13 protein-coding genes are annotated in these 11,667 nt (G+C 59.5%); 6 read left to right on the forward strand and 7 right to left on the reverse strand.

Annotation, left to right across the window (positions count from 1 at the left end; all coding sequences use genetic code 11):
• From GGQ90_RS28230 to traA, 3 genes are all read right to left on the reverse strand, one after another.
• Positions 1 to 670, reverse strand: a 670-nt coding sequence (locus GGQ90_RS28230) for a transposase (RefSeq protein WP_246428503.1), incomplete at its 3' end; no start/stop codon positions are given.
• A 153-nt stretch (positions 671 to 823) separates the two neighbouring features.
• Positions 824 to 2,797 carry an ATP-binding protein gene (locus tag GGQ90_RS28235; RefSeq protein WP_188084586.1) on the reverse strand — a complete coding sequence of 658 codons (1,974 nt, stop codon included), beginning with the start codon at positions 2,795 to 2,797 and terminating at the stop codon, positions 824 to 826.
• A gap of 298 nt (positions 2,798 to 3,095) precedes the next feature.
• Positions 3,096 to 5,963: a Ti-type conjugative transfer relaxase TraA gene (gene traA / locus GGQ90_RS28240; RefSeq protein WP_188084587.1), complete on the reverse strand. Its 2,868-nt coding sequence runs from the start codon at positions 5,961 to 5,963 to the stop codon at positions 3,096 to 3,098.
• 172 nt (positions 5,964 to 6,135) lie between these two features.
• On the opposite strand from traA, the gene GGQ90_RS28245 reads away from it, so the two are divergent.
• From GGQ90_RS28245 to GGQ90_RS28260, 4 genes are read left to right on the forward strand one after another with little or no spacing between them, the layout of a single operon-like run.
• A complete protein-coding gene (locus GGQ90_RS28245) occupies positions 6,136 to 6,462 on the forward strand; it encodes a conjugal transfer protein TraD (protein ID WP_188084588.1) in 327 nt (108 codons plus the stop codon).
• Positions 6,368 to 6,700, forward strand: a complete 333-nt coding sequence (locus tag GGQ90_RS28250; protein ID WP_223178506.1) for a conjugal transfer protein TraD — start codon at positions 6,368 to 6,370, stop codon at positions 6,698 to 6,700. Before GGQ90_RS28245 ends, GGQ90_RS28250 begins: the two co-directional genes overlap by 95 nt.
• Positions 6,701 to 6,718: 18 nt before the next feature.
• Positions 6,719 to 6,892, forward strand: a complete 174-nt coding sequence (locus GGQ90_RS28255) for a hypothetical protein (protein WP_188084589.1) — start codon at positions 6,719 to 6,721, stop codon at positions 6,890 to 6,892.
• 16 nt (positions 6,893 to 6,908) lie between these two features.
• Complete coding sequence (locus tag GGQ90_RS28260; RefSeq protein ID WP_188084590.1) at positions 6,909 to 7,277, forward strand: hypothetical protein; 369 nt, start codon at positions 6,909 to 6,911, stop codon at positions 7,275 to 7,277.
• Between the two features lie 9 nt (positions 7,278 to 7,286).
• On the opposite strand, the gene GGQ90_RS28265 is transcribed toward GGQ90_RS28260, so the two are convergent.
• From GGQ90_RS28265 to GGQ90_RS28275, 3 genes are all read right to left on the reverse strand, one after another.
• The gene (locus GGQ90_RS28265) at positions 7,287 to 8,183 is read right to left on the reverse strand and encodes a HEPN domain-containing protein (RefSeq protein WP_188084591.1); all 897 of its coding nucleotides are present in this window, start codon (positions 8,181 to 8,183) and stop codon (positions 7,287 to 7,289) included.
• 71 nt (positions 8,184 to 8,254) lie between these two features.
• Complete coding sequence (locus tag GGQ90_RS28270) at positions 8,255 to 8,560, reverse strand: sigma factor-like helix-turn-helix DNA-binding protein (RefSeq protein ID WP_188084592.1); 306 nt, start codon at positions 8,558 to 8,560, stop codon at positions 8,255 to 8,257.
• Positions 8,553 to 9,449: an ArdC family protein gene (locus GGQ90_RS28275; protein ID WP_188084593.1), complete on the reverse strand. Its 897-nt coding sequence runs from the start codon at positions 9,447 to 9,449 to the stop codon at positions 8,553 to 8,555. The genes GGQ90_RS28270 and GGQ90_RS28275 overlap by 8 nt, the downstream gene beginning before the upstream one ends.
• A gap of 510 nt (positions 9,450 to 9,959) precedes the next feature.
• Between GGQ90_RS28275 and GGQ90_RS28280 the strand changes: the two genes are divergently transcribed.
• A complete protein-coding gene (locus tag GGQ90_RS28280) occupies positions 9,960 to 10,193 on the forward strand; it encodes a helix-turn-helix transcriptional regulator (protein ID WP_188084594.1) in 234 nt (77 codons plus the stop codon).
• A gap of 214 nt (positions 10,194 to 10,407) precedes the next feature.
• On the forward strand, positions 10,408 to 11,211 hold the full coding sequence (locus GGQ90_RS28285; protein ID WP_188084595.1) for a fructosamine kinase family protein: 804 nt from the start codon (positions 10,408 to 10,410) through the stop codon (positions 11,209 to 11,211).
• Between the two features lie 117 nt (positions 11,212 to 11,328).
• On the opposite strand, the gene GGQ90_RS28290 is transcribed toward GGQ90_RS28285, so the two are convergent.
• A partial coding sequence (locus GGQ90_RS28290; protein WP_188084596.1) for a hypothetical protein occupies positions 11,329 to 11,667 on the reverse strand: 339 nt, incomplete at its 5' end.

Below are 11,667 nucleotides of genomic sequence, written 5' to 3' on the forward strand. Positions count from 1 at the left end.
AGCTCATTCGGTATGGCAGGTTCTTTGCGTCGTGACATAGTGGGACTCCTTGTTGCCCATTATGCCCGGCCACACACGGAAATCCTGACAGTCCCGGCGACGCCGCTCCGAAGGCCGCCTCGTCGAGCACCTCCAGATACTCCCGAACAGCATGATTGACGATATCCGGCGGTAGCCCCTCTGCGCCGGGAACGCCCCGCTGGCGATTGGCGTCGGCCTTGATCAGACTGGCATCCACGGCAAAGCCTTCACCACCGACCAGTCCTTCCTGGATGCAGCGCGAGACGGTCATCTCGAACAGCTGCCGTAACAGATCACTGTCCCGGAAGCGGCCGTGCCGGTTCTTCGAGAAGGTGGAGTGATCGGGCACGGATCCGTCGAGACCAAGGCGGCAGAACCAGCGATAGGCCAGATTGAGATGCACTTCTTCGCACAGCCGCCGCTCAGACCGGATTCCCAGACAATAGCCGATCAGCAGCATCCGGATCATCAGTTCAGGATCAATCGAGGGCCGGCCTGTCCCGCTATAGAATGACCGCAGCCTCTCTCGGATACCGTCCAGATCCACGAAGCGATCCACCGCCCGCAACAGGTGGCTCTGGGGAACATGATCTTCCAGGCTGAAGCTGTAAAACAGCGCCTCCTGCATCACCGTCCGATCACCCATCATGAGCCTGTCTCCTAACGACAAGGCCAGTGAATCAGGACCGTGCCATTACTGCAAGGAAGGGGTTTTCAACACTATCGGCCGAGAGTGGACCATCGCGTTAGGAAGACCGAGGCCGAGATAGCTGCCGTCCTTTGGCAATCTTGAAGCAAGGCTTCATTCGTACAGTTCTGACTGCCGTGCACTTTCACCGTCCGTGTCATTTAGAAATGACACAAGATCCTTTAGAATGATGGCATCCATCGCGTGATTGCCATGTTCATCGAACAAGAGATGAGTCACCCCGTGATATTGTCTGTGACTTTCTCCTTCAGGGAGAAGCAAGGATTGAACAGAGAAAAATTGCTCATGCTCAGTTCCAAATTCCCATGCTATGAGAAGATCTACATCAGCAACCTTTTTATCTCCGGTGGTGATATCATTTATAAACCCATCGACAGAAAATTTATACTCTAAGATCTTCATTTCTGTCGAAAGAAAACCCAAGGGGTAAGAATTCTCAAAATCGATGCGCTGTGTTTCACCAATACCAAGAGGATTTTGGATCTTATTGAATTCATGATTGTCGTACTGCGGTCCACATATAACTCTGTAAGCGCCATCATACGTCATGAGCTCATTCGTTCCGACTACCTTTACGCCCCTGATAACGCCGCCTGCAACTAACTGGTTAAACAATGCTATAACATCTTGTTCGCGCGAAGGTTCCGCAGTGACTGATACCTCATGAATTGGCTTGAAAAAGTTATCATTCTTCAACAAAAGAGGCCTGAGTTTTTCGTGACTGGCAAGCTTATCTTTCCAAGAGTTAACCTTCTCCTGCTCAATTATTCCTGTTCGGCGGAAGTCATCTACGCGTAAGCACGCTTTGACTTTGGAAAAGTCGCGTTGAACTATATCTTGCGCGATATGCTTGGCGATATCGACAAAATCTTTATGAAAACCTTTACGGCCAAGATCCACCACACAGTTAGAAAAATGCACGACAAAATGAACCTGATTCTGCCGCCCAGTATATCGCTTTAAAGGAACCTGAACAACTTCCCCTTGCGGCATATTGTCTGCGCAAAGTTGGATGCCAGGATTAAAAATGTTAGCGGTGGTTCTGCATCCGAGCTTTTTTGATAGTTCATCCCAAATTCTAGCCGTATACATATACGACGCCAAAATTTTAACAGGGTGCTCCACAAGGAAATCTTTTTGCTCTTGCGAAAGATCTGTATACTTTAGAACATCTTTGTTTTCCCATTCAAGATAAACAGCATTGAGATTTTTGAGGGCGCCAGGAATTCCGATATTAACTCCATGTTTTTTAATGTGCTGATTTAGCTTATCTAACACATCCTCGTATTTTCTGACTCGGTCGTAGAAAGAATGAGGGCAAAGATAGCGAATAGTGTCCAACCGATGTTCGGTTTCCTGACCCGTAGTTGACACGTGCGTAACTACCACATCGACTTCCAGCGGCGAGATCAATGGGCCCAGGGCCGTTTTGATTTGCAATGCCAATGCCCAACTTTTTGCCGATTCTAACTTCGGCCAAGAGAGATTACTCGGCCTAGTGTTCGCATCGAACTTCACGGTGACGGACGCACCGGTGTCAAACTCATCAAATTTTTGATCGGGTGAGGCGGTTTCTACAGGATAAACGTGGGGGTTTTGCGGGGCTGATTTATCGTGCAGCCAGTTCCGGCCGCCCTCTATCTCGCCAGAAGCAGAAAAATTCTTCGTTTTAGTTTCGACGCGGAGATAGTTGAAGCCGTAGGCTAGGTATGTAGCGCCGACACCCTTACTACCTCTCGCTGTATCGTCCTTAAACGAGACGTTCGGCGCAAGAAATTGCTGAAATGATGCTTGGTCAAGGCCGACGCCGTTATCTGAAACCGTAACCGAATTTTCTTGAGCGTTCACTCGGATACTGATGCATTTTTTGTAGGTCTCATCTGCAGTCAAAGCGCGTTTATCGACGGAATCGAGCGCATTTTGAATCATTTCCGAAAACGGATCGTACCATCCCACGTAGGAGTGAAGAATGCTGTAGATATTTCTCTTCTGACGGTCTCTGAGAGCGCTCTCCTCTGCCGCTTGTTTCTCGGAGATTCTCAATGGGTCAAAATGAGCAAATGTCATACGGTCCTCTTCGTGCTGCCTTCCGCATAGACCTTGTCAGCTAGATGGAGCAATGGGCGGAAAGCGACGGCGTTTTAGCTGAGGACCTAAACGCTCGCGTTTTTACGATACTTGGCAGCAAAGTGTGGGGCAGATCGAGGGCATCCCTTCAAAATGCGCGGTCATCCCGAAGCAGAATATCGTCGTCTGTCCTACGAATGACGGCTTGGCCCCAGTCCTGTCCATAAGCAAATGTCCGCTCATAGGCGCGATGATTTTCCGGTTGAATGGCCTTGCATGGGCGCATAAACGACGCCCGTCACATGCCGATGCCGATCCCCCTCGCCCGCCCTCGGCCCATATCGATCCCATGATTGAACGCCAGATCGGCACCCAGCGACCGTCGCCCCTCTACGGATATGCCCAGTTGGCTCTTGCGATTGGCAAGGACCGATTCAAGCTGCGGATCGCGCTCCAGTGATAGCGCCATCGAACGCATGCTATTCTGGATGACCCGACGCCGCGGCTCATCCCCGTCAGCATAGGCCTGCTCGGCCGCCTGGGATTTCCGGTTCCAGTCAGCGACAAAGCGATCGGCCCGCAGGTTCGGATCAGTGCGCAAATCCCGCTCATGCAGAATGGCGCGGCGCGCCGGCTCGGTGTCCCCCTGCGCCGCTCGACCAACGAGCGATGGCCGACGGATATAAGCGGCCTCCGCATCGCGAGCCGCATGTTCGCGAATGTCGTTGAGCCCTTTGCGCGCCGCGCCCAGTTCTGCTGCCTGGTCTGGCGTCATGGCGCTGCCCTGATCCTGCATGGCGAAGATGGCTTGTATGGCGCGGGCGTGGCGCTGGATGGCACCGGGAATTTCCGCTGCGACGTCGGGCGAGGTGGCGACCTCTGGCGGTGGGGGCGCCGCTTTTTCGACAATCGGGGCAGCATTAAGCCTGAGCCCTGCAAAGGGGCTCGAAACGGGCTGCCGCACTGGCGCGCGCGCCTGATCATAATCCGACGCCATATCCTTGCCCCGCTCGCGGCCAAGCGTGCGCACAAGCTTTCTCCGATCGTCAAAATCATCCCGGCCATAATGAAGCTCGACCGACCGGCGATGACGCGAGAGCGCGACATAGCTGGCGTGACGATCAAGTCCGGGCGTTGCCAGCACATGGACCTTGTCCACCGTCATGCCCTGCGCTTTGTGGATGGTGGCGGCATAGCCATGATCGATGTCGGCATAATCCTTTACGTCGAACCCGACGGATCGACCGTCATCCAGCATCACGCGCATGCCCAACTGACTAATCTGGGCTACGGTGCCCAAACTGCCATTCTTCACGCTCAGGCTGCGCTCATTGCGCAAGAACATGACCCGATCGCCCTGAGCAAAGCTGCGCGCACCACGCGCGACGGTCAGGCGAACCTCGTCTCCCAATATGTCAGCGGCACGGAGCTGTGCGCGGGCCGCCTGGTTGAGGTTATACACCTCCTCATTGGTGTGGGTGAGAATGATGCGGCTGGCCTGTGGGTCTGCGATGCGATCCCGGTCCCACCGCTCGATCAGGCTGCGCCGCGCATCCTCGCGGGTCTCGGCAGCATGGACATGGCCCTTCTCTTCATAGGCGGTAATGGCCTCATCCGCCCGACCGGTCGCCAGCGCCCGTGTGGCATCACGCTGCCAGTCCTCCTGCTGCCGCCGGATGGATGTGATCTCGACGCTGCCATGGCGCTCGGCAATGGAGCGGAACGATGCGCCGGCCTCGATCGCCTGCAACTGCTCGGGATCGCCGACCAGCACGACCTTGGCGCCACGCTTCTCCGCTTCCCTGAGTACCCGTTCCATCTGCCGCGTGCCGATCATCCCGGCCTCGTCGATCACCAGAATCGACCTGTCGGTCAGCAGCTCATGATCCTGCGCCCATTGATGCTCCATGCCGGCGATCGTGCGTGAGGCTATGTCGGACCCGCTTTCGAGATTTTCCGCAGCGATGCCCGAGAGCGCAGCGCCGCGCACCTCATAGCCGGCCAGTTCCCATGCATCGCGGGCTACGCCCAGCATCGCGCTCTTGCCGGTACCGGCATAGCCAATGACGTTGCTCAGATCCTTCGCCCCTGTCACATGCTCGAACGCGCCACGCTGTTCGGCCGAGAGGTCGAGCCCCCGTGCGCTCGCCCGTTCCAGCGCGCGTTCGACATGGCGATCGGCGACGCCATGATGCCGCCGCGCGTCGAGTGTGACAGTGGCCTTCTCCAACCGCTGCTCGGTCTCCAGCATGGACCGTGAGGTAAAGCGTTCCTCCCCTCGCCCGTCCTTGCCCAGCGCGACAAGATCGGGCGAGGCTTTGACCGCCGCCATGATCGCATCGAACTGGTCCTTCCCTTCGCTATGGCGGTGGACGAACATGGCGAGGTCGCGGGTGGTGAAAGTCGCCTGGCCGTGGGTAATGCCATCCAGGGCGATGCCCGGATTGGCAAGAATCTTCTCGCCATTGGACCGGGCAATATCGAGATGCTCTTCGAGCCGCTCGCTGGCCTGCCCCTGGTCGACCATGCGAGAGGCGGCCGGGCCGATCTTGTGCTGGGGCTCAAGCGCGATGCCCTGTTCTTCCAGGCTGCGATGATCGACGCGGGCATCGATATCCAGTTCGGCCAACCGTTCATTGACATGATCGGCCCAGGCTTCTCGCCAATGGGTAAGAAGCTGCGTGCTGTTCCAGCCGCGGACCTTGGCGCCAAAGCCATCTTGCGTCACCTCGCGCAGGCCCAGCATCACATGGGCATGGGGCTTGGGTTCACCATCAGCGCCGATATCCCAATGGACATTGAGATCGGCGACCATGCCCTGATCAACAAACTCGCGCTGGACGAAGTCACGGGCCAGAGCGATGCCCTCGGCCTGGGACATTTCGCGGGGAATGGCGAACTCCACTTCGCGCGCCAGCTGCGCGTCCTTGCGGATCTCGACGGCCTCGACAGCATTCCACAGCTGCTCGCGATCCTGCCACGCTTCAGGCGCGCCATCGGGCAGCATCACTTCGCTGTGAACGACGCTGGCCTTGTTGGAAAAGTCATGGTGGCGATCGAGCCGCTGATCGTGCAGCCGGGAGGCGGAGCGATAGGCGGCAGCCGCCAGCGCCGACGAGCCGGCGGCGCGCGAGATGACTTTGACCGAGAAATGGTAGATCGCCATGACGGCGTACCATTTACACCTAAAGCAGCACGTCGGCACGACGTATAAGCGCGCCCTCAAAAGATTTCATCTGTCTCGGGATCGCGCAATCTCAAGAAATTCCAGCGCATTGAGCGTGATCGAGACGGTCGATAACCCGAATGGCCTCACACTCAACAGGAGGCCATTCTCCATGCGCAAGCCACGGGACTATGACGCAGAGCTCCGTGCTCTCACCGACAAGGCCAGACAACTCAAGATCCGCAAGCAGAACCAGCTCGGCGAACTGGTGATGGCGACTGGGGCCGATGGGCTCAGTGCCGAGGAGCTGGCCGGGGCGCTGCTGGCGGCGGTATCGAACAGTAGCGATGCCGAGCGGGAGGCGTGGCGCAAGCGGGGCGCAGCCTTCTTTTCAGGACAGCGGCATGACGCTCGTCCAGGCGCTGACGGCAAGCCGGGCAGCGCTGCGCCGGGTGACGGTCGCGCGCCATCGGTTGCAACTGAGCCAGGCCCGGCATGATCGGCAGGACTGGCAGGTGAAGCGGCGCGAACGCACCCGACATCTGATCGAGCTGGGCGGTCTGGTCGTGAAGGCTGAACTGGTCACGCTCGCGGATGATGACCGCGCAGTCATCCTCGGGCTGCTCGTCGAGGCCGCGGCAAAGCTGCGTGACGATGATCGCGAGCGGCATCTGTCACTCTGGCGACGGCGCGGACGCCGGGCGTTCGAGATGGATGCATTGCCGCCAGCCGATTGAGCCGCCATAGCGCCGCAGATGAACCAAGCTGCAATAGACCTGCTGACCAGGACCGTTACCCGCCTGCCGGACTGGATCCGCCATGATCTGGCGGCAAAGGATAGTACCGTGCGTTTGCGCGCAGAAGAAACGCTGGTCGCCATGATCGCCAATGTCCTGAGCGAGGGAACGAACGAGGCCTCGCACGATTAAGGGCAAGCAGCAGCCAATGGAGGATGACGGGGCGATGCATTCGGACAGCAGCATCCGCCGACCGACCATCGGGACGCACGCAAGCGGGCTGCTGACTATCATGGTCGCAACCCTTTCCTCCGCGGCTTGCGCTCAGAGCAAGCCGCGCGACGAACCTACGATGGTCGTCTGCGCTGGAGGACGCAATTTCCAGATGGAGGCGCGGGGAAAAATGGCCCGCATATTCCTGGACGGGCGCGAGTTGCGCCTGACGCAGCGCGCATCTTCTCTGGGCCAGCAATATCGTTCAAGCGACGCCGCCCTGATCATCGATGGGGATTATGTGGCATTCGTGCTGAACGACGATCTTGCCTATGAAGACTGCCATATCCGCGCCCTTGATTGACGCGATGGTTCAGCCTTGCGCCAATCGTTGCTCGCAAACCTGCTCGACCAGCTGCTGCAGGATGGCAACGCGTTCGCCCAGCCAGTTCAGCTCTTCATCGCTCACGCTATATTGCTCGGAATAGCGGGCATTCACATAGGCCTGACGCAGCAGCTCGAAACAGCGGCGACTGAACTTGTCGTCGCGCGGCCAGGCTTCGATCAGCGCCGGCGCAATCGCCTCGGCATGGCCGCGCAGGAAATTGAGTTTGTGCGACTTGGGGCTGTAGAGGGTCAGCGTGAGCAGCACGCAATGGTAGAATTGCTCCGTTGCCTGATGCATCAGAAATGCAGCGCGGTTCTGCCAGCCCTGCGAGGCCGCAAATTTGGCTGTTCCAGCAAACTCTGATGCTGCCTTGAACCACTTATCAAAATGCGCCTGCGCCTCAGCGCGCGCTTCATCCTCTGGCAGGTCGCGCGGCTGGGTGAAGCAGAAGCCCTCCGCCTCATAGAGCGGGATGCCATCGCGCACGATATCGATGAAGAAGGGACGCCCCTTCTCGAGCTGGCGGTTCACATCGGACAGCGAGTGGACGATGAAATTGACCGGCGCGCTCAGCGTGCCCGCGATCGTCATGTCGCGCATCAACCGATCCTCGGCCGCCGACCAATATTCAAAGTCGACCAGATGCTCGTCATTGACGACGATCAGTATGTCATAATCCGATGTGTAGCCGCTGACCGGATCATCGACCCAGCCGCCGCGCGCATAGGAGCCGTAGAGCACAAGCTTGAGGATGCGCGCCTGCTTGTTCCATTTCTGGTTCCGCCGCGTCTGGGCGGCCTCGAACGCCTCGAACAGCACGCGCACCACATGGGCCAGCTCCTGCTGTTTGGTCTGGGGCAGATGATCAAGGTCGTTCCTCATGCCCGACCTTCCTAACGCGATGAGAGGAAAGCGCAAAGCGCGCCCGGCATTGCCAGGCGCGCGCGCACCGATCAGCCCAGCCATCGCCGCCACGCATGACGATCAGGATCAGCCAGATTGCGCTGAAAATTCATCAGCGCCCGGACCATCGTCGCCTCGACCTGTCGCTGGCTGAGCCCGGTGCGCTCGGCGATCTGGGCATAATCCATATCGTCGAGCCGGACCGCGAGCATGATCTCGCGCTGCAAGCGGGACAAGCGCCGGATCGCATCCTCCAGCCGATGAAGGACAGCCGGATCGACATCGACATGCCTGTCCCGCTCGGACGCTTTCGCCAGCGTCCGGCGCAACGCCTCCCTGGCTCTTGCTTTAGTCATGCTCGCCTCCCTCTGCAGGGAGGAAGTCGAGCAGGTAATGAGCTGCCTTGCTGGCCTGACTGGCGGCGCGGAAGATGGCGCGATTATCCTCGCGCAGCACCGCGAGCCAGCCGCCGATATAGTCTGCATGGCGCACGGTCGGGACGATGCCCAGCTCTGCGCACAGGAAGGCGCTCGCCATCTCGGCGCATAGTTCCTCACGGGCATAATCATCACTGCCCAAGTTGGCGCCGGTCAGCCGGTCGAGCCGTGAAGAATGGCCGGTCCAGTGACCCAGCTCATGGAGGATGGTGCGATACCAATTGATCGGTTCGTGAAAGGCGGCCTGATCGGGTACCCTGATATAGTCAGGGCTTGGCGCATAAAAAGCGCTCTCGCCGCCCACCCGGATATCCGCGCCGCATGCCCGGATCAGCCGGTGCGCCTGCGGCACCAGTTCCTCGAATGGTCGGGGTTCAGCCATGGTCATCAGCGCTTCGGGAAGGCCCTCGCACTGTTCGACATTGAACAGAGTGAAGCGCTTGAGGAACGCCACCTGCCGGGCCTCGCGCTGTTCATCGCGGGCCTTCTGCTGCTCGTCCTTTGGCGTGAAACGGTCGGCATAGCAGACTATCGTCCCTGCCTCGCCCTTGCGGACATTGCCGCCCAGCGCCTGCGCCTGTCGATAGGTGATCCAGCGCTGCGCGCCAAAGCCCCGCTCGAACAGGCGGTCCCACAGGATCAGGATATTGATCCCGGAATAGCAGCGGCCCGTTGCCGCATTTCGGGGAAGCCCCGTGGCGGTGAGGCTCGTGTCCCAGGGCTGCACCCATGGCAGCCGTCCCTCTTCCAGCTGTGCGATGATATGCTGCGTCACATCGTCATAGAGCGATCCGTTACCCGTACCCATGTCCTTTCTCCTGCCTCTCCAGCACCGGCCACCGGAATGGCGGGGGTGGGCGGCAAGGAGGCGCACGGCAGGCCCGTGCCCATGAGGCGGGCTGCACCCGCAGGGCCGCAACGAAGAGAAGGAGCCGGCGCAGCCGGCTTGCGGCGCGCCGGCACGGGCCTAGAGAAAGCCGACGCCCACCCCCGTCATTCTGGCGGCCCCAGACAAACCGGCGTCAGCGCGGCGCAGCCGCGCTGGCCGCAGCAAGCAGCCCAAAAGGCTGCGATGCGTCAGCGATCATCGCCCGGCAGGGACGAGACAAGCGCAGCGCCGACTCGGTGGAGCGAAGCGGAGCAGAGCGCGGTCCGCCACAGGCGGAGACGCCCGTTTCCATCATCCAGTTCTATGTCAGTTTACGCCAGATCAGGACAAAGCCCGCCAGACACAGCTCAGTCCCTTGCTTCTACTCAAGTCGCTGCCGAGGCTCATCGCAAAGGGGATCAGACTTATCCACAGCAGCAAGGACCAGCCATGACCATGCCCCCGACCGATCGCATCCTTCGGCTCAACACCGTCCTCGACCGAACCGGCCTCAGCCGCGCGACCCTCTATCGCAAGGTCCAGGCCGGTACCTTCCCCAAACAGATCAGGATTGCCACCCGCTGCATGGGCTGGCGGGAATCCGCCATCAACGACTGGGTGCGCAATCCCATGTTCTGGACTGTCGAGGATGCCGACAAGCGCCGGCAGGCATCGTCATTGTAAAGTCATCAATGCGCACCATATCAGCTCTGTCGCTCCTTCCCCCCTTGGGGCGGCACCTCCCTGAACTATGGCCCCGCCGTGGAGAATTCTCCGGCGGGGCTGCTTTTATCGATGCCGCATGATCTCCCCTGCTTGGTGCCTGTCTCCAGTCTTGCCATGGGCATGCAGAAGCCCGATCGGTGCAGACTTGAACGGGGACCAGGGGCAAAGCAGCATGAGAGCGATATTCACCGAGGCGGCATCATTGCTGGGCCGCCATGTGGAAAGCGTCACGCGCGTTGCAGGCGGCGATCTTTCCTTCGTTGCCCGCCTTTCCCTGTCAGGCGGTGATAGCATCATCGCCAAGCGGGGCGACAGGGTTGTCGAGGAAGCTCGCATGCTCGCAGCGATCGCGGCGACCGGCACGGCGGTTCCGCAAATATTGGCAGTCCAGGACGATCTTCTGCTGCTTGAAGACCTGCCCTCGAGCGGCCGGCTCGCACGGAACTGGGCGCATCTTGCTGAACTGCTGGACCATCTCCACACCCCGAGCCAGGCGGCATATGGCTGGGATCGCGATTATGGCTTTGGCGATGTAACGATCCCCAATGGCCACTCCGACAACTGGGTCGCCTTCTGGGCGGAGAAACGCCTGCGCTGCCATGTCCCGCATCTCAGTGCCCAGTTGGCCCATCGCGTCGAGCGGCTCGCCGATCGCCTTGGCGAGCACATACCCAATCGCCCGCCCTCAGCCCTCCTCCATGGCGATCTATGGGGTGGCAATATCCTTGTCGGCCAGGACCGGATCAGCGGGCTGATCGATCCTGCATGCTATCATGGCGACCGCGAGGTCGATTTTGCCATGCTGGGGCTGTTCGACCAGCCGCCACAGATATTCTATGACGCCTGCGGCCTCGCCCAGGGCTGGGAAGAGCGCCAGCCCGTCTATCGGCTGTGGCCGCTGCTCGTCCATGTTCGGCTTTTCGGCGGCGCCTATCATCAGCAGGCTGGGGCATGTCTTGAGCAGCTGGGCCTCTGACCGGCCCGAATCCTCCTCCGTTGCGCAAGGCGCAATCGCACTCCAGCCTTTCTCAATTGGCAGGACAGCGCCACCCGACCATAGAAGCCCTGCCTTTCAGGCATCCTCTCCTAAAACTCATCGGCCGGTCTTCTGATCGGCCTTTTTTTTACCTGGCTCGGCGTCGACGAGAAGCGCTTTCGTGATCGTCATGCAAAGATCGAAACGCCCCCCCTCCCGTGCGTCTGCCGATGCGGTCTGAGCGACCGCAAAAATATGCAACACGCGCGAGAGGGTGGCTTGGCGTGGTTCGCCCGGCTGCTTTTCGGCAGGGGATGGGACAATCCGGAATGGCTCCTTTCGGGAGCGCGATCGGGATAGCGGGGTCGTGTCCCAGGAGGTGGTGTAGGAACCGTCAATCCACGGCAGGATCGGGATCGGGTTCGGGTCAGGCAGCCAGAGCTGGCAGGCTGACAA

The sequence above is a fragment of the Sphingobium scionense genome (assembly GCF_014197035.1).
GTDB lineage: Bacteria > Pseudomonadota > Alphaproteobacteria > Sphingomonadales > Sphingomonadaceae > Sphingobium > Sphingobium scionense.